The sequence below is a fragment of the Leptospira ilyithenensis genome (assembly GCF_004771005.1).
In the GTDB taxonomy this organism is placed as follows: domain Bacteria; phylum Spirochaetota; class Leptospiria; order Leptospirales; family Leptospiraceae; genus Leptospira_A; species Leptospira_A ilyithenensis.
The window spans coordinates 46982-66129 of the sequence record NZ_RQHV01000001.1 but is presented as its reverse complement, the minus strand read 5'-3'; the positions used below and the strand labels follow the sequence as shown (position 1 = coordinate 66129).

The window sequence follows — 19148 nt, the reverse complement described above, 5'->3', positions numbered from 1 at the left end:
TTTTTTAATACATAGTATATGTAAAATTAATCTTATCTCTGTTTGTTGGTCTTTATTTTCTCCAAGGAATGAATGCACGCAGTTCTGGTGTTCTTAGATATAAACCCAGCCAAATGAAAATGCCAACGTAAACAGGAAAGAGTATATGGCTTCCCCAAGGGTTTAGTATTCTAACGTGGGAAGCAACTGCACCACCAAGGTAACCAGTTAGTAAAATCGCTCCAAGCACCGTAGTTTTGGGTAAAGCATATAAGACGGTGCAGATAAGTAAGGTGATGCCTATGTATGGCATGATTTCTATCGGATAGTCCAGTTTCGCTGCGTCTTCCAGCGCTTCCTTGGGCATACTCTCCAGAAAAAACTTCCCTATGCCGTCAAGAAGTAAGAAGGCAATAGCAAGACCGCTTAGTACCCGACCCGACCATAATTGAACTTTTGAAACACTCTGAGATTCCATATTGATTTGCTCCGATTCTAAATTTGAATTTAATCAGTCATTTTTTCAATTTAAAGAATCGGTTTCAATCATTATTAGCAAAGCTGTATGAATTCAACGGATTGTAAAATCGGGCGGAAATATCGAAGGTTTCTGTCTTTGTAGGAGAAATTCGGAAGATAGGTTCAAATACCCTGCATGTCTTAATAAATTTGATTTCTTTTTTACTACTTTCCGCTAGACTTCCTTCTTAATATATGAAGACAAATTTGATCCCAGCCTTAGTCATTTTTTTTAATCTCGTAATTTTCCAGTCTTGCGCTAGCACTGCAAACGAAACTTCGGCATCAAGGGAAAACACAAATTCTGATAGTTGTTATGCGAAAGGAGAATCGATTGTTTTTGCCAAAAAAATAGATAAGGCAAAAACGGAGGCCCTCCATTCGGCTTTTAAAGATTGTGTGCAAAGGGCTTTGGGAACTTATATCAGTTCTTCTTCCAGTTCGGAGGAGGGTGAGCTTGTTTCTCAGAAGGTGATTGCCGAGTCCAGCGGTTACATTTCAAATTATAAAATTCTAAAAGAAGAACAAATCGGTTCTTTCTATAAACTGGAAATCTCTGCAAATGTAGCGGATGATAAAATCAAAAATGCGTTTACGGATCGGGTCAATGCGATCGTAGATAAGAATCCGATCGGTCCTTGCGGTTTCGGTATTTATATGAGTAGAAATTCGGAATACGATTCTGGGGTTCTCAGTTGTACGGTAAACGATATCTCGATTGATCCGGGTCCGATTGAAGTCAAACTTCCTAATGGAAATTGGGCCCCTTCTCCTGCGATTGTTTACGGAATCAGCAAAACCATTCAAGTGGATTGGAAGGCGAATGCCGTCTTCGAAAATTCCGAAACTATTTCCGATTTGATCCTTGGCAAAAAAATATCATTTCGTTATATTTCACCTAATACACGTAAATCTGTAATTTACGAAACTTATGTGAACACTCTGAACGGTTGGGCTTTCGAGTATCCCGGCGTTTCCAATAAAAGTAATCGTTCCGTTGGAAGGACCGACTCTACGACTTCCCAGTTCAATACGGTTAACGGATATTTTAAAGACAGTTTGGAGTTTGGGAAAAAAAAGTCTGCTTATTGTTCGGCGAACTTGGATGCAAATGATGACGGTGAGTCAAAGGAATATTCGGTCAATTTGGTATGCAATTTATCGGATACTTATAAAAAATCGCTCACCCTTTCTTTGCCCGGATTTTCTTCCGTGAATGCAAGAGAAGGAGGGGATAAAACTTGGCTTTATTTTGATGCTCCTGATAATTTTAGTATTATTTGCAGACAAAACTTTTCGGAAAAGAATTGCCTCCGTGTGTTTCAGGAAATTTTAAAATCATCTAAATTGAATTTCAAATCAAACCAGGGGGACGGTGTTATGATTTTTGAAACGGTAAATTGTAATGTAACTTCCCAAAATTACAACCTAGCAGAGAGTTATGTGAAATTGCTTGCTCCGGAAAGAAAGGAAAACCGAGTCCAATCCTGTTTGCAAGGTGCAGGTAAGATTTAGAAGTAAGAAATAGTGTCCGGGTTTTCTGTTTTAGAACGGATCTCCCCGCCCTGATTGGGTGGGGTGAACCACAAAGCCACCCAATGCTTTCCCTTTAACACGAATTCAATGGGAAAGCAAGTCATTCCTTTCTTGAGGGAAATTTTTTACAAAAAAGTTCGCCTTTTTGCCTGTTGTTCTCTCGGTTTAAGGTTTCCAAATATAAATGGAATCGGTCCTATTCGCCCAGGACAAAGGAAAATCGAGCTTCTTCAGTTTGATTCCATTGTCTAAAAAATACTTTCTCACTTCCTGATCCCGAAAAACGGATTCACTGAGAGAAATTTCTCCAGATTCCGTATGAGATTGCATCTTTGCCGCGTAATTGATCGTGTTTCCGAAATAATCGATATTACTGTTCAGATTCACCGCCAAACAACTGCCATAGTGCATGGAAATTCGAATTCGCACAGGGGTATGTTTATTTTCCGAGTGAAACCATTCTTGCAATTCTTTTGAAGCACGAATTGCATAAACCGGAGCAGGGAATGATGCCATTACCGCGTCTCCTATGGTTTTCACCACAACTCCCTTTTCTCTTTTCATGATCTGATAAGTTTTGACAAAATGTTCCCGGACTTGCAAAAAAGCACCATGGTCGCCTTCCGTTTCATAAAATTTGGTAGAGCCGACGATATCGGTAAATAAAATTGTTTGAAGACCAATATCTAACTGCAGATTGGTGGCAATTGCTTCTTCCGAAAACAAATCTCTGAATTCCGGAAAATTAAACAATTCCGAGGGGCGGAGACTGGTTTGATCTTCTTTTCTTTCTTCTAAAATGATAGTGATCGGTTTTGTTTCTTCATTTTGAAACACAAGAGTCGGTTTTGTATGAACATACATTTCCTGTGCGACTTCTTTATCCAGCCAGATAATATCTTTAGATTCGAATTTATCATCCACATCCACAAGATGGTAACGGGACTCTCCTTGTTTTCTCAAACGAAATACTCCCGGTTGAATCAAGAGTTCCGTCGAGAATGCTTTTCCCGGAGGAATCGACTTGGAAAGAAGCACATGTCTTTTTCGGTTCGGCTCCGCCGCGCAATAGATTTGTTTTTCGATTTTACGAACAGACGGGTGAATGTGAAATGTTACTTCAATCGAGTTCTTTCCGGTGGTTTCGAATTCCACATCACAAACTTCACATTCGTCCTTTGCCGGCATATCACCCAGCTTTTGTAAGGAGGTTCTTACTCCTCTACAATGGGGACATACGATGTCCCAACTTAACGTAAAAATCCCCAATCTGCTTCCGTATAAAAATAACAATAATAGATCGTCAAAATCGTGTTTGAGAAGTTTGGTAAGATATTTGATTCGGATTCGATCCAGATCATTGTCGCCTGTGTTTCTGATCCAATGAAAAACGGAATCGATTACGTCTTCTTTCACTCCGCTTTTAATCAGGTCCGGCTTCACCAAATCAAGTTTTTCTTCATTATTCCATTCGGGATCGGCCACAAAACCTTTCAGGCTCGCGACATTCCCACCTATTTGAAGTGAGGTTGTATTTCTTTGGATTTCCTTTTGGATTTCAGCAAAAGTAGTAAAATAATCCTCTTCCAGTTTGGGCATTGCATAAATTAATAATTTCTTCATTAGAAAGTTACGAGGAATCCAACCGAAATAAACATACAATTTTGATCTGGATTCTCCGTAAGGCTCCAAAATATATTTCGTGCGAACATAATGTCCGAAACCTTTTGAGAAGATACGGGCATTATTCATCTCTTTCAGGTATTCCCATTCCCAAGGAACTTCTTCCCACTCCATTTTAAATCCGGCCTGTTTGGCGGATCCGAATAGTTTGCCGTCTTTCTCTATATAATTCATTTTGGACATTCCCATTCTTTGGTTGAATGAGGAAGTATCTATGATATAAGGCCAGATTTCTTCTCTGGTGACTTTAAGTTCTATCTCCCAAAAAAAATCCAAAGGTTTTCCCTGTTTGGTGTATTTTTCTTCCCAAGGAAATTTTGTAAGTATGTAGTTTAAGTCTATCATAATGCTTGAATGGAAACGAACGTTTGTCCGTCCTCCTCCGCTTGAATTAAAAGTGTATCCGTAATATCTGCAATCGGTTTGCAATTTCCATATTCCACCTTGATTCCGTTAGGGTAAACGAATCTTGGTAGAACGATTTCAGTAGGTCCCTGAATCTTTTTATCCGCAATCCATTCAAGAATGAATTTCTTCGAGGATAGTTGATAATTCATTTTTTTGGGAATTCCTTGGATGAATCGGGCAAATGGTCTTACAAATCCTTCCAAGGCCCGTCCTCCTCCGCCATATAAATCTACTTCTGCATCGGGAAGTTTCTGATCTTCGGAATAAATACTCAAATCTTCCTGATTCCATCCGTCTCCGATCATTAGATCGTTTTTATTAGACGCTGTATAATTCCAAAGAGTGTTGGAAAGAAATAAATCATCCATCGCATTGTACATACAATTGAGTGCTCTTACATGATTTTTCCAGATTTTGGGACTATGATTTCCTTTTTTCCATTCTTTATAGGCTTTTCCTGCTTTTAAATCGAATGGAATTCCGAATTCTCCGATCAGAGTCGGCACTTTTCCAGGAACATTTAAACTTCCTGATTTAACGCGTGCTAACTGATTAACGTAGGATTTGCGGATTCCGTTTTCTCCGAATACCGGAATTTTTCGGATCGGGTCGAGTGCGATCGGATATAAGAATTGTTTGAAAATCAAAACAGTATAATCATACCAATGAGTCGCATTAACACTGTTTTGCGGAAGTTCTCCGTCGAAATTCGGTTTGAATACTCCGTCAGTCGCTTCCCTTTCCGCAAATATCATCCAATCCTTGCGAACGGAATGTACTGCTTCTCCCACTTTTCGAATGAAAGGAATCATATAATCCCGGTCAAACTCTACCGGTTTGTCGTTTACTACTTGAAAATAATCGTTTTTTTCAATGAAGGGAGTGCCGTCTTTTGTCAAAGTCCATGCGCCTTCCAATTGGAACGGATCACCCGGTACATGATAAAACCAAATAGACGTTTGTTTTTCATTGACAACTTGCTTTTTTTTCGGAACAAATCCTCCTTTTATAATACTGAGTCCCAAATAAGGAAGCTCGATAGTGAAACCTTGGGCGGAGTAAAGCGCATCTATTGCAGACCAGGCCAGTCCGGGTTTCGCAGGATCGTCTTCGTGATTCGATATGCCCCGATCGTTCATCGCCTTTCCGATAAAACCTTTGCCAGGTTCGTTTAACGAATCAAATCCGAGAACATGAGGAAAATCTTTGATCCTTTCCGCAACTGCCAACATACAGCCCAGATAATGATCCTGCATATAGTCCTGAACGTTTTTCCCATCTATAAAAAAATTCGGAGCAAAGTCCCTTCCTCCGAAAAACAAAGTCCATAGAATCGCATTTCCCGCATATTTATAGTTTTGCGACCAACACATCGTGGGATAGTTGTCTTCCTGCCTTGTTCCGGGCTTCGTATAATCGTATTTTAATTGCATGACGATACTTGCATCGGCATCCGATAATTTTGTATAATCGATTCCGATCTTTTCAAAAAGCCAACCGGGAGCACCGTCTCCTCCGGTCATTCGACTCCATACGTCTTGGTGGAAATCGACAAAAACATAAAATCCGTAGTCGCCTGCAAGTCGTGTAATTTCAGTTAGATAGTCAAGATATTCGGTGTCATAATCGTCCGGACCTTTGTGTTCGATTGCTTCCCAAGTGGTCAGCAGCCTGAAACAATTGAAACCCCATTTTTGGAGTCTAGTGAAATGTTCTTTTGCATCTGCAAGAGGAAAAGGTCTTCCTACGAAGCTGACGTCCCTATGATCCGAAAAATCGGTGGCAATATGTGTGCCGCCGTTTGGATAAGGGGACTTTGTATCTCCGCCGAGGTTTACTCCTCGCAGGATTACTTTTCTTCCGGATTCATCTTCAAACCATTCACCTGACGGATGTAATCTTTTCATACGATCAAATCTTCCTTATTTATTAGCATATGATAATATCCAAGAAAATAAAAAAATACTATCAGAACTTCGTCATCTTGAAAATAACATTGCAGAAGCCCTGAAAAAAAGAAGCCCGTTAAGCCGATAGTCCAATACATTGTTTGTTTGGAAAAACGATTGTCCGCGAAACCGTAAACGATGAAACAACTCAATAAAATATACAAAAGCACCTGAGGCAATCCAAAAACAGAACTTAGGTGAAAGTAATCGTTATGTGCATGTCCTCTTTGGGTTACTTCGTAAAAAAAGGAAAGTTCCCTGTGCTCGAAGGATTTTTCCTTTCTGGATATCTCAATTTGTTCGGGGTAGGAGCCTGACCCGATTCCGAATATAGGATTGTTTTTTATTAGAGGAAAACTGGAGTCCCAGATAAAGGTTCTGCCTGAATCAGTATGTTTCTCTGAACCAAACAAAGGTTTGATGATTTTTCGCACGGCTCCCGATTGCAAATATGCCGTGCCGAGAAATAAAACAAGGACGAGCCCGGTTCCGAATGCAATGCCGATCGTTTTTTTCGAGATTTCGTTCTTTTTGAAAATTAAAATATACAAACCCAGTATTATGCTTATGGAAGAGCCTAACATTGCGGATCTTGCGTTATTAAACAGAAAAACGCATAAGAGTGTCAAAAAACAGAAAGCATGTAATAATCTCAGATATAATTTTTCTTTGTTTTTCCAGACTTCATAGACTTGAAAGAAATAGTATGGAAAAACAAATGAAATCAATCCTCCGAATGTTAGGTGGGTATTCATGAGTCCGATGGGAAGATAGACATCGATCCCTGCCAAACTTCCGTAATGGTGTTGGTAAGGCCAGGATGAAGATGTTTTGTACAAATCGGAGATCAACCTGGATAGTCTCGTTTCTGAAAAAACGGATAAGGCACCTGTAATAAGAATTATGTAGGAAAAAATACGTAAGACTTTCTCTAACTTCGGTTGGTCTTCTTTTTTGATTCCCTGAATGCAGAAAAAAGCCGAAGCCAAAAAGATATCTTTCATCTCCGCTTTGAATGCTCGGGAGATAACGGAAAGATCCGATCCGCTTTCAAAAAAATGAAATATTAATGTAACAAATTGCCAGGAGTAAAAACAAACAATGATTAATACAAGTGGAGATTTGAAATTCGGCTTTTCGGGCAAGAACAAAAATAAGCAGAAGGAAATGACTAAAAAAAGCTGGCTCAAAGAAACGGAAATAGCGCAGGAAATGATAGACAGAGATAGAAAGAGAAGATAGATTCGGTATAACATTGCTGTATCGAAAGTATATACTTTCGTCATTTTGTAAAGAGGTTCCGATTGAAAGTTCTATATTTTTCCGACACATTTTTACCGAAAACGGACGGCGTAGCCGTCTCGATAAAGAATTTTTCGGAACTTTTATCCCTGCGGGGGCATGAATTCACCATCTGCGCCCCTCGTTACGGAGAAGGGGATTTTGAGAGAATGGGCGACAATATCCAGGTAATTCGATTTCGCTCCGGATATTTGCCAAGTTACCCCGACATCAAAGTGGTACTACCATCTCCAGGCAAAATCAAAAAAATCATAGAAGACTTTCAGCCCGATATCATTCACATACACACACCCGGGTTACTTGGAGTTTACGCTGTCAATGCAGCGGAACGATTCGGGATACCGACTGTTGGAACTTATCACACACTCATGGCAGAACAAGAGATGTATGTTTCCTTCTATCGGTTGTTCAAACTGGACAAACTTTTTTTTAAAATCAACAAATTTAAAAAGAAAATGAACATAGATGACTTGGATAAATTTGTAAAATTCGACAATTTCAATCTTAGAAAAAAAATCATTCTAAAAATATGCAATGACTTATATAACAGGTGTGATGTTGTAGTTTCGCCGAGCCATTTGATCAAAAAACAATTGGCGGATTACGGAATCACCCGGCCTGTTACGGTTGTTTCCAACGGGATGGATTTGAAACGATTTACAGGCAAGGTCAAATCTTTGGACAATTCCGCTCCGAAACTTTTGCATGTGGGAAGGATTTCTTATGAGAAAAATTGCGATGTGATTTTAAATTCATTCAAATTGATCCATGATGTTTTCCCAAAAGCCACCTTAACAATCATAGGCGAAGGTCCGGCCATTCCGTCTTTGCAAAGACAAGCGGAACATTTGGAGTTAAAGGACTCGATTATTTTCAAAGGGTTTGTTCCCAATGCGGAATTGCACAATATATACCCTCAATATGATTTGTTTCTGACTGCTTCCACTATGGAGACACAAGGGTTAGTTGTACTTGAGTCCATTGCTTGCGGGCTGCCTGCTGTCGGTGTGGATTCTTTCGCTTTGCCTGAACTCATCCAAGAGGAAAGAAACGGATATATCGCGCCTCCTTTTGATGTAAAAAAATTGGCGGAACTTTCCATTCGACTTTTGAATGATCCGGAGAAGTATAAAGAGTTTTCCAAAAATTCCATTGAGATTGCTTCCGGTCATGAAATGAGCAAATGCGTTGATGCAATGGAAGAAATGTATCGCAAGTTAATCGAAGCTACAAAGGGAAAAGAAAAGAAGGGAACTCTTTTGGATATTTTTTTTGATTTCGTAAACCACTAAAGACTATTTGGTGATCTTGGTAAATACGACGGATTTGACTACTTTGTTGCCGGTGGAATCGTCATATACGACTTCGGATTTCATCTTTCGCACCGGCATATACAGTCGAATGGCTTCCACAAGCTCGTATGCTTTCAGACTATAATCTAAAATGGATACAACTAAGCTCAGATCCAAAAACCTTTCCTGTTTTATCTTTTTGGTGTCCGTTTCTTTGGAAGCGATCAACCATTTATAAAGTCGGGAAGAGCGGTTCGCTACAAGCAAATGGTCTATGTCCAGTTTTACCTGAGGTAGTTCCGCCGACACTTGTTGGAATTTGACTTCAACCGGTGCATTGTTTCTTTCCGACTTTGTAAGTGCTTGAGAAAGTTGGAAGTCGAAAAAATCATCATCTATATACTGTAAGCTGGTGCATGTTGAATAAACAGTATCGCAAAGGTTGCCATAATTTTTGTGAAAAAAGTAAAACAACATGATTTCATGTGTTACCGGATGATACAAAACTTTTGCATTATAATGTTTCATCCGATTGAAAATCAAGATGGATTTGATTCGTTTGTAGATATTGTAGCTGACTCCGAATAAATCCTTAAACACAGGAATATCTGCAAATCCGAATGCTCTGATTCCGATATAATAAGGTTCGAAAGAAACATTTCCGTCCCGCTTGGAAATTTCTCTCAGATATTCTACCAAATCTTCCAAGTATTCATCATCAATCTTCAGATTTTTATCTTTGATTTCTACGACCACTTTGCCGCTGTTTTTTCCCAACTCTTCCCATACTTGGGAGATGTTTTTGTTTTCCTTTGTAAATGGAATTTGAATGCAGTCTTCCTTGCTGCATGAAATCTGTTCTTCGAACTTTTCCTTATTGGGAGAAGGTAAAAAATTTTCAATGACCGGAGAATCGAAAGAATCGATTTCAACCGGGGCTTTTGGATTCGAGCTTGGATTTGTTGTCGGTTGGGAAAATAAATCGGTGGGAGGTTGGGAAAAAGTAAAGACAGTAACGGTTGTTAAAAGGGAAAAGTATGATACAATGAGCTTCGACTTTACCATAAAGTATTTACATTCTGTAGAAAGCGAATGCGACGTACTACGTCAAACGGATCGATCATTTCCATACAAGCAAAATCGCCTCGCCAACATTTGGTATTTCCATAAATAGAACAGGGTCGGCAGGCCAGGTCAACTTGCAAAACACCGGAATCTTCCTGTGCAAAAGGTCCGAATCCGGACATAGGGTGGGTGGTGCCATACAAACCGATCACCGGCTTTTTCAATAGTGCCGCAATATGAACGTTAGATGAATCCATTCCAATCATCAGATCCAAACGTTCCATAATTCCCAACTCTCCACGTATCCCCAGATTCCCGCCTTGAACAAGATTGATCCGGGACGAACCTGCTTTCAGGTTTTCCAGTTGTTTTCCTTCGTCCTTGCTTCCGAATAGAAATACATGACAATCGGGAAATTCTTCTAACAAAATTTCTGTTAGTTTTTTGGATTTTGGAAAAGGCCATTCTTTGAGGGCGTGTCCGGCAAAAGGGGCGAACCCGAACCATTGGCCGGATTTTTTTTCAAGGCCGATGGATTTGAAATAATCTTTGGCAAACATTTTTGATTCTCCATCCACATTCAGCCAAGGCCCTTTGCGGATCGGAGCATCGTATCCTACTTTTTTAAAAACGTTCAAATAACGATCCACAGTATGAGGGAGCGGATTTATCTTTTTATTGAACCTTCTTGTTTGTTGGAGTTTTTCCCTTCGCCCTTTGATGATCTTGGAAGTAGGGATTCCCTGCCATCGGAAGAAGAAAGCAATCATCCTGGATCGAACCGAGCCATGTAAATCCACGACTGCATGAAAGGGACCCAGTTTGATTATTTCCCTATAGAGTTTGATAACTCCGAAAAAACCCTTGTATTTTTTGAGATTGATCCCAAGTACATTGACATTCGGAATATTGTAAAAGAAAGGTGAGAAATTTCCGCGAGTAACTATCGTTAGTTGAGCATTGGAGTATTTTGCTGCGATGGCAATGAGCGCGGGAGTCATAAGAGCTACATCACCCATTGCAGAAAATCTTAATACTAGTAAGTTCATTTTGTTTTGTATAGGGAAGGATTCAGATTTTGATCGTTGTACATTTTCATTTGACGATAAACTTTTACTTTTCTATCCCCATTTTTATAGTCCGTAAAAAGTTCATCCAGGCAGGTTTTAAGATCTGTTCTTTGTTCCAGGAGAATCGTTAGTTTTTGTCTGCATTTTTCAAGATGTTCTTGCGATGCGCCGGCATCTTTTCTATCTACTTGCTCTTGCATGTGAAAAATCTTTAATTCCAATATGCTCATTCGGTCCAAAAGCCATGCAGGAGATTCCGAATTGAGTCTCGCGTTCTGTTTGGGGACAATGTCTTTAAACAGCAAGATAACGAAATCGTCTAACTTCTCAACCATATCCGTACGATCCTGATTGAGTTTGTCTATTTTTCTTTTTAATGCGACTACTTCTTCCAAAGGGATGTCCGGTCTGCGAATTTCATCTTCAATATGCCATTGGATGGTATCTACATGGTTTTTATTGTAGAGAATATTTTCTAGAGTATGTTCCGGATAAGGATTTGGGTGAGGAGCTTCTTTTTTATGCCAATCCGATACGGATTGTTGAAATATGGAGACTGCTTTATTTCCGTCGAGGTTCATGAGTTTCTCTTTTTAGTAGGGTTTTTGTAATATCTGCGAATTCAATCCAAATATTTATTCATTTCTCTTCTTTTCGGAAATGTACTATTATATAAAAGATCGGTAATAATTTGACAAGGCAGTAAAAAGTTTTCTTTTGGAGCCATGTGTTTAGTAGGTTTGGCATATAAAATATGGGATGGTTATCCGATTGTGATTGCATCCAACCGAGACGAATTTTTTGCAAGACCTGCAGCCCGTGCAGGGTTCTGGGAAGATGCCCCTTATCTTTTGGCAGGTAGGGACCGAATATCGTTAGGTACTTGGTTAGGCGTTACCAAAGAAGGGAAAATTTCATTTGTTACCAATAAACGGGATCTTCGAGATCCGCCAGTTTCCAATCCGATTTCCAGAGGAAAATTGGTAGAGAATTTTTTACGAGGTGAATTTTCCGCAGAAGATTATGCGAAGAATTTATATACCGGAAGAAATTTTTATGAAGGATTCAACTTATTCCTGTTTGACGGAAAAGAAGCCAGATATCTTTCCAATCGAAGAGATGGGGTCGAAACGATCGGACCAGGATTTCATGCGCTTAGCAATAGCTTGTGGAACACGGAGTGGCCGAAGACTAAAAAAATTCGAGAAGCCATGATTCGAATTTCCGAAAAAACGGAGAAAGGAAATGATCCGTCTCAGATTGCTTCCGAGTTATTTCATACTTTGGGCGATGAGGAAAAAGCTTCGGAAGAAAGTTTGCCTGATACCGGGATCGGAGTTTTGAAGGAAATGGCTTTGTCTTCCGTGCGAATTTCCGTTCCTGGGTATGGAACCCGAGTCAGCACGATTGTAATGATCTCCGAAGAAGGGGTTTGTTCTTTTTGGGAGAAAACTTATCCCGGCCCTTTTACCCGGGAAACAGAAGATGTACATTATGAATTTTCAATAGTCCGAAAATAAAGGGTAAAAAGGCGAACAAATAGAAATAAAATTTTTGAGGTGTTTGACGGGGGAATCAATTTATGGTAGGGGTTTGGGGAGCGGCTTCCCACGAACCACTCCTCCCCACCCTAAGATCCAGCTTTGCTGATGATCCTTCGGATACTTCTCGCTTCTATGGGCGCTCGAAGGGGCGGGGGAACTCATCGACCACCTAATCCCCGTTAACCCAGTCTGAACCCTGTCATTGGAAACGATTTCGTTATTTCTTTCACGCCTGCCTTCACTTTTTCCTTCCAAGATGTGTCTCCGTAATGATCCAAAAAGTCACAGATCAGATTTGCCACTTTTTCGATCTCGGCATCTCCCAGTCCCCGCGTGGTAAGCGCAGGCGATCCGAGTCTGATTCCGGATGCAACTGCCGGCGGATTTTTATCAAATGGAATCGCATTTTTATTCACAGTGATTCCCACTTCATCCAGTCCGTCCGCAGCGTCACGGCCAGAGAGTCCTTTTACCGAAACATCCAAAAGCACAATATGATTGTCAGTGCCTCCGGAAACGACTCTGAATCCGCGTTTTTGAAAAGTTTCCGCAAGTATTTTTGCGTTCTTTAGCACTTGTTTGATGTAAGTTTTGAATTCAGGCTGAAGTGCTTCGCCGAATGCGACTGCTTTTGCCGCAATCACATGCATAAGAGGCCCGCCTTGGATTCCGGGAAACACTCGTGAGTTTAGAATTTTTTCATTTTCTGTTTGAGAAAGAATAAGTCCGCCTCTCGGTCCGCGTAAAGTTTTATGAGTTGTGGTAGTTACATAATCGAACAATCCCACTGGGCTAGGGTGTTCACCTGTCACCACCAAACCTGCGATATGTGCAATATCCGCCATCAATTTCGCTCCGATGGAATCTGCAATTTCTTTGAATTTTGTGAAATCAATCGTCCTTGGGTAAGCGGATGCTCCTACGACTATGAGTTTCGGCTTATGTTCTTTTGCGAGTTTTGCCACTTCCGCATAATCTATAGTTTCTTCTTTTTCAGTGACTCCGTAAGGAATCGGTTTGTAATATTTTCCGCTGATATTGACCGGGCTGCCGTGTGTTAGGTGTCCGCCGTGAGCAAGGTTCATCCCCAGAAAACTATCTCCCGGCTCGAGTGCCGCCAGAAAAACGGCCATATTCGCCTGTGCACCGCTATGTGGCTGCACGTTGGCATATTCAGCGGCGAACAATTTTTTTGCGCGGTCAATGGCGAGCTCTTCCACCTTATCCGCGTTTTCACATCCGTTATAATATCTTTTTCCGGGATAACCTTCCGCATATTTGTTTGTTAGTGTGGAGTGATAGGTTTCAAGGACCGCTTGTGAAACGAAATTTTCGCTTGCGATCATTTCGAGAGAATTTTCCTGTCTCTCATCTTCGTGTTTTAGTGCGGAATAAACTTCTGGGTCTTGGTTTTGCAAACTCATGTTGGAATTTCTCTGTTTAAAATAAATGGTAAACTTTCGTATTTTCGCCTACGGATAATTTCAGATTCTTTCAGGACTACTTTCCGAAAAGTAGAAAACCCTCTTCCGAAGAAGGAAAAATCGGGATTTTCCATGTTTGTTTTCACTCCCAAATAATCTGCAAATTCTCGGAACAGATCTTTTTGGAATTGTTGTGTGGAAAAAGAAGAGGGCAGTGCAGTTAAAAAATCGGAATGGGATCTTTCCTTTCTGTAGTCCGGTTCTTCGGGAGGGTGAAGTAGTAAATCCGAAACTTCTCCGATCAATTCTTTTTTTAAAATCAGTGTCCCATGTTGAACGATACAATTTTTTTTTCGAAATTGTGCGTTGCCTGAGATTTTGCGTAAGATTCCGGATTCTTCCATTGCCAAATCGGATTTACCTTTGGGACTTGCACCTATATCTTGTTTTGCGAGTGCCCTTGCTACTATCCTTAGTAAAATATCATAGGAGTCTCTGACCGCAAACAGCTCCTTTCTTTTGTCCAGATTTACGTAGATGCTATAATTGATATTTCCCGTTGGGGAATGATAGACGGTTCCGCCTCCCGAGGCACGTCTTGCAATATAAACCGCATTTGGGTTCGGTTTTCGTGCGGAAATATCCGTCTTTAGAAAATTTTCCAAAACGGAAGGCTTTATATTTTTTTTAGGATCTTCGGAAAGTCCCAGAATGATGGATCTGGGATTGACCCAAAGCCTGATCCCTCCAACTAACCCGAGTGAGGCGAGATGCAATGCAATCGATTCTTCTACCGCCAAGTTATAGTAAGGCGAGCGTATGGAAGTAGGAGGAAAGAAAAATAAATCCGAACTCACTCGTTGAAATACTTTTGAGATGCATCATTTAGAAATTTTTTCTCACTTCTCGACAAGGAATTCATTCCTTCCCGTGAGATTTTTTCCAAAAGATCATCCACTCTTTTTTTTGCATTTTCACGGTTGTACATTTCTTCCTGGTATCTTTGGAATCTTCTTTTTTGCAAATAACGAGAAAGAGACCAGGAACTTCCTTTGGAGGAATTGTCCTTCCAGCCGGTGTACAGTTTCATCAGGATAAAACCTGCGATTGCACCGCCTAAATGTGCCATATGGGCGGCCCTTCCGCCTTGGGCAAATACGATCATTAACATAAGGATCATCACAAAAAACTTGGCACGCAAAGGAAAGATCATCATAAATAAAATTTCTCGGTTAGGCCACATGATGGCGTAAGCTACGAGTAATCCGAAAATTCCGCCGCTTGCACCCATAACGATTCCTTGAGGAAATCCTGAAATGGAGGCAATCAAAGTCACAACTCCTCCCATAATTGACGCAAAAAGGTAAAATTTTAAAAACGGTTTTCCTCCCCAGGTGGACTCCAGTTCCGAGCCAAACATCCATAAGGCGAGCATATTGAAGAGCAAATGGAAAAAATCTACGTGCAAAAACGAGTAGGTGATGAGTTGCCAAACGGAGCCTCCCATCACAGCGGCCGGGGAAAGTGCGAACAATCCCTCTAAAAAGTGCATTTTGAACAACATTTGGGTCAAAAACTGTAGAACGAATATGGTTCCGTTTGCGATAAGTAGGATACGAACGATAGAAGTCAGTTCGGGTCCAAACCGAAGCTCATAACCTGAGGGAGAACGAGGGGGCATAAATTCAAACTCGCAAATCTTGAGTGACAAGGAAAGTCGATTTCCTATAATCGAGGAAGTGATCGTTCAACTCTTCGGGGTTCGTGGCTCCATTGCGGCCCCCCTTCGCAACCAGGATTATCGCAAAAAAATCCTAGAAATCCTAGAATTGTACGCCAGTAAACCGCCCCAAACCCGCAACTCAGTGGAGGACTTTTGGAAAAAGTTACCTTACCATTTGAAGTTTGTTACGGGAAGCGATACTACTTGCGTTACGGTGACCGATGCAAAAGGGGAAATCTATATTTTGGATATGGGTACCGGGGTTCGTAACGTAGGTGACGATCTGCTTCAGACCTATTTTAATAAAAAAGCCCAAAAAGATGTAAATATATTCATCACTCATACCCATTGGGATCATATCCAAGGGCTTCCTTTTTTCAAACCGATCTATTTTCCCGAATTTCATCTTAAATTTCATTCTCCTTACGCGGATTTGGAAGCCAGACTGGAGAGCCAGCAAAGGCCTGAATTTTTCCCTGTCCGTTTTGCGGATACCGGTTCCCGAAAGGAGTTTCATCATTTTTTACCCGGTGATGAAATGAAATTCCCGAGCGGAATCAAAGTGGAAATCCATCCTCTCAAACACCCCGGAGGATCTTTTGCTTATAAATTTACGGATGCACTCGGCAAGGTATTTATATTCGCAACCGATGCCGAATTTACGGGAGAGGATATGTCCATCATTCATGACTACGCTCCTTTTTTCAAGGACGCCGACTTGCTCGTGTTAGACACCCAATACACTTTGGACGAATCCTTTTCCAAATTCGATTGGGGTCATACTTCCTATACAATGTCTGTGAATTGTGCCACCGCATGGAATGTGAAAAATTTAGTCCTGACTCACCATGAACCGTCCTATTCTGATGAAAAAATTTATGAAATTTATGAAGCTTCCAGGTTGCATAAGAAATTTTTAGGAGAAAAGAAACTCAAGATCCATTTGGCAAGAGAGGGACTTCGTTTCCACCTATAGAACTTAAGATTTTAAAAAATATATGAATCGTGAAAAAACTTTAAAATACACTCTGACTGCATTCTTCGTTTCGGCATTATTTGGCGGTCTTTTCTTCGGATATGTACTTTCCGAAGTGAACCAAGGCAAAGAACTTCAAAAACTCGCATCTTACCAACCTACTACTCCCACAAAATTATATGATACGAACGGAGTGTTGTTTGCGGAACTTTACCGGCACAAACAGGAATTATTAAAATTCCAGGACATTCCTCCTCATGTGATCCAGGCGTTTTTATCCGTCGAGGACGACAATTTTTTCAATCACTTCGGAATTGATTTTTCCGCGATCGTTCGTGCAGCCGTTAAAAATCTGCTCGCGGGACGCATTGTTCAGGGCGGTTCCACATTAACCCAGCAGCTTGCCAAAACCATTTTGCAGGAACGTAAAAAAACATTTGCACGTAAGTTTTTAGAAGCTCTTCTCACTCTTCAGATCGAACAGGAATATACCAAAGAAGAAATATTAGAAATTTATTTTAATCTCATCTATCTAGGCCATGGAACCACGGGACTTTCCTCCGCGGCAAATGTATACTTTCAAAAAGACGTAAGAGATTTGGATATTGCGGAAGCGGCCTTACTCGCCAGACTTCCCAAAGCACCGGTGCACTATTCCCCGTTCAAAAATCCTATGGATGCAAAAAACTCCCATTTGGTGGTTTTGAGGCTTATGGCAAAAAACGGATTTATTCCTAAAGACCAAGTAGAGAAAATCCATAATGAATTCTGGGAAAGGTATTGGCCTATAGTAATCACACAATCTCCTTCCCGTTCCACATGGGGGACCAAGCTCAATCGTGCTCCTCATTTCACCGAATGGACCAGACAGATTTTGGAAAAGGAATTGGGGGATGAAGCTGTTTACACTGGCGGCCTTCGTGTTTATACCACTTTGGATGTTCGTAAACAGGAAATTGCCGAAGAAGAGCTTAGAAAGGCACTCATCGAACAGGACCGCTATGCATTCGGAGCAAATTTTCGTTATGCGGGAAGAGCGGATCGCGGATTGGTTTCTCTTTACAATCTGATGGGTACTATTTTTCCCGTTGGTGTTCCTTATATCACCAATTTGGATGATAGACAGATATTCCGGCTTCATCTGGAAAAAGAGATGGGACCGGCATTGGAACTACTTACCGATTTCACTCCGTCGGAAAACGAAAGTTCTGCGGTTAAGGAATTTATGCGTTCCTCCCTTGTGTTTTCTTCCAATCTACATGTGGAAGGCGCCATCATCACGATCGACCACCAAACAGGATACATCCAGACGATGGTGGGCGGATCCAGATTCACTCCTAAAAACCAGTTCAATCGGGCGATGCAGGCAAGAAGACAAACCGGCTCCGCATTCAAGCCTTTCGTATATGCTGCTGCCATTCAGAACAGAGCGGTAGGTTCCGGAACGGGAATTATGGATGCCCCCCTAACGACGATTACAGAAGAAGGAGAAGGATATTCTCCCCAGGATATCTCCGGTGATTTCAGGGGGATGGTTCCTTTGTCCCGTGCACTTTCCCTGTCTTTGAATATTGTTTCCGTTCAAGTGCTGATGCGAACCGGAACGGATTCTGTCATCGATTTTTCTTCCAAAGTCACCAAAGCCAATAAAACCAGATTTCCTACCGGACCCGCTCTCGCTTTGGGAGTGGCCGAACTCACTCCTTACGAAATGGCATTGGGATACTCCATACTTGCCAATAAAGGAAAAGATGTTATTCCGTTTAGCATACGTTATGTTTTGAATCAGAGCGGCACCGTAGTTTACAACCGGGAAAAACAGGTTCAGGAAGAATTGGCAGAAGAAGCCAAAACTGGCGCCATCCAAATCATCCCGGAGGCGACGGCATATATTATCAAACAAATGTTAATCGGTGTAGCGACAGGCGGAACACCGACTCAAGCCTTGCGTGCTTCCGACAAAGGGAATTACAAAGGAATTTCCGGTGGAAAAACAGGATCGACTTCTTCTTATACCAACGTATGGTATTGCGGTTTCGATCCGAAATACACTTCCGTAGTTTGGATGGGCTTTGATAAATCTTCTCTTTCTTTGGGAAAGGGTACGACAGCTGCCGGAGTTGCCGCTCCTGTTTGGGGGAAAATGTATTCCCGATGGTACAACGAAGGTCCTTATCCTGGTTTTGGTTCTTCTGACAGACCGGAAGAGATTCCTGCCGATGTAATCAAAGGTGCCACCTGTTCCTTCAACGGACTTACCCCCGGTCCTAACTGCCCTTTGGTGTCCAATATGTTTCTAAAACCGATCACTGTTGCCGGGAGAACTTTATCGGTTCCTGGCTCCAGACAATGCGATGGGGAAAGAGATCATTTCCGCTCTATGGACTTGAATGACTTTTTACAAAGGGAACTAGAAATCAGTGACGATGAAATCGGGCAACCGCATTAATTCACCGCAGGCTGCCTAGAAAATAGGCGGATTTTTGCTTTTGTACAATCCATAAGCAAAAATCTATTTCTTTAACTTTTCTTATTTCCCCCAGCCAAACTAGCTCCCGTCCTTATTTCCGTGCATTGTAGCAAAAGATTCGACCCTTTCTCGTACCGGATATAACCTCACTCATTTTCTGGTACGGTTATTGCACTTAGTAATCAGAACGAAAAGGAAACGGTTCCTT

At 41.2% G+C, this 19148-nt stretch carries 15 protein-coding genes; 5 read left to right on the top strand and 10 right to left on the bottom strand.

Annotation, left to right across the window (positions count from 1 at the left end):
- Positions 1-52: 52 nt before the first annotated feature.
- Positions 53-457, bottom strand: coding sequence for a DoxX family protein (locus EHS11_RS00315; protein ID WP_135762424.1), 405 nt, complete (start codon positions 455-457; stop codon positions 53-55).
- 236 nt (positions 458-693) lie between these two features.
- Between EHS11_RS00315 and EHS11_RS00310 the strand changes: the two genes are divergently transcribed.
- Positions 694-2013, top strand: coding sequence for a hypothetical protein (locus tag EHS11_RS00310; protein ID WP_167884296.1), 1320 nt, complete (start codon positions 694-696; stop codon positions 2011-2013).
- Positions 2014-2199: 186 nt separating this feature from the next.
- Here EHS11_RS00310 and EHS11_RS00305 read toward each other — a convergent pair whose 3' ends face one another.
- The 3 genes from EHS11_RS00305 to EHS11_RS00295 are packed head-to-tail and all read right to left on the bottom strand — an operon-like array spanning position 2200 to position 7330.
- Entirely contained in the window at positions 2200-4062 is a 1863-nt protein-coding gene (locus tag EHS11_RS00305; protein ID WP_135762422.1) for an adenylate/guanylate cyclase domain-containing protein, read from the bottom strand.
- On the bottom strand, positions 4059-6032 hold the full coding sequence (locus EHS11_RS00300; protein WP_135762421.1) for a glycoside hydrolase family 5 protein: 1974 nt from the start codon (positions 6030-6032) through the stop codon (positions 4059-4061). Before EHS11_RS00300 ends, EHS11_RS00305 begins: the two co-directional genes overlap by 4 nt.
- Positions 6029-7330, bottom strand: coding sequence for an O-antigen ligase family protein (locus EHS11_RS00295; protein WP_135762442.1), 1302 nt, complete (start codon positions 7328-7330; stop codon positions 6029-6031). The genes EHS11_RS00300 and EHS11_RS00295 overlap by 4 nt, the downstream gene beginning before the upstream one ends.
- Before the next feature lie 48 nt (positions 7331-7378).
- Here EHS11_RS00295 and EHS11_RS00290 point away from each other — a divergent pair, with 48 nt between their 5' ends.
- A complete protein-coding gene (locus tag EHS11_RS00290; protein WP_135762420.1) occupies positions 7379-8668 on the top strand; it encodes a glycosyltransferase in 1290 nt (429 codons plus the stop codon).
- A 3-nt stretch (positions 8669-8671) separates the two neighbouring features.
- Here EHS11_RS00290 and EHS11_RS00285 read toward each other — a convergent pair whose 3' ends face one another.
- The 3 genes from EHS11_RS00285 to EHS11_RS00275 are packed head-to-tail and all read right to left on the bottom strand — an operon-like array spanning position 8672 to position 11384.
- Positions 8672-9733 (bottom strand): hypothetical protein, encoded by a 1062-nt coding sequence (locus EHS11_RS00285; RefSeq protein WP_135762419.1) that lies wholly within the window; start codon positions 9731-9733, stop codon positions 8672-8674.
- Positions 9727-10782 carry a glycosyltransferase family 9 protein gene (locus EHS11_RS00280; protein WP_210413597.1) on the bottom strand — a complete coding sequence of 352 codons (1056 nt, stop codon included), beginning with the start codon at positions 10780-10782 and terminating at the stop codon, positions 9727-9729. Before EHS11_RS00280 ends, EHS11_RS00285 begins: the two co-directional genes overlap by 7 nt.
- The gene (locus EHS11_RS00275) at positions 10779-11384 is read right to left on the bottom strand and encodes a DUF4254 domain-containing protein (RefSeq protein WP_135762418.1); all 606 of its coding nucleotides are present in this window, start codon (positions 11382-11384) and stop codon (positions 10779-10781) included. Before EHS11_RS00275 ends, EHS11_RS00280 begins: the two co-directional genes overlap by 4 nt.
- Positions 11385-11528: 144 nt before the next feature.
- On the opposite strand from EHS11_RS00275, the gene EHS11_RS00270 reads away from it, so the two are divergent.
- On the top strand, positions 11529-12323 hold the full coding sequence (locus tag EHS11_RS00270) for an NRDE family protein (protein ID WP_135762417.1): 795 nt from the start codon (positions 11529-11531) through the stop codon (positions 12321-12323).
- A gap of 203 nt (positions 12324-12526) precedes the next feature.
- Here EHS11_RS00270 and glyA read toward each other — a convergent pair whose 3' ends face one another.
- From glyA to EHS11_RS00255, 3 genes are read right to left on the bottom strand one after another with little or no spacing between them, the layout of a single operon-like run.
- Positions 12527-13771: a serine hydroxymethyltransferase gene (gene glyA, locus EHS11_RS00265; RefSeq protein WP_135762416.1), complete on the bottom strand. Its 1245-nt coding sequence runs from the start codon at positions 13769-13771 to the stop codon at positions 12527-12529.
- Positions 13768-14628, bottom strand: a complete 861-nt coding sequence (locus EHS11_RS00260) for a lipoate--protein ligase family protein (protein WP_135762415.1) — start codon at positions 14626-14628, stop codon at positions 13768-13770. The genes glyA and EHS11_RS00260 overlap by 4 nt, the downstream gene beginning before the upstream one ends.
- A complete protein-coding gene (locus tag EHS11_RS00255) occupies positions 14625-15452 on the bottom strand; it encodes a rhomboid family protein (protein WP_135762440.1) in 828 nt (275 codons plus the stop codon). Before EHS11_RS00255 ends, EHS11_RS00260 begins: the two co-directional genes overlap by 4 nt.
- 58 nt (positions 15453-15510) lie before the next feature.
- On the opposite strand from EHS11_RS00255, the gene EHS11_RS00250 reads away from it, so the two are divergent.
- Together EHS11_RS00250 and EHS11_RS00245 are read left to right on the top strand one after the other, a co-directional pair.
- On the top strand, positions 15511-16470 hold the full coding sequence (locus tag EHS11_RS00250; protein ID WP_135762414.1) for an MBL fold metallo-hydrolase: 960 nt from the start codon (positions 15511-15513) through the stop codon (positions 16468-16470).
- Positions 16471-16492: 22 nt separating this feature from the next.
- Positions 16493-18919, top strand: coding sequence for a penicillin-binding protein 1A (locus EHS11_RS00245; RefSeq protein ID WP_135762413.1), 2427 nt, complete (start codon positions 16493-16495; stop codon positions 18917-18919).
- The last annotated feature ends 229 nt before the right edge of the window (positions 18920-19148 follow it).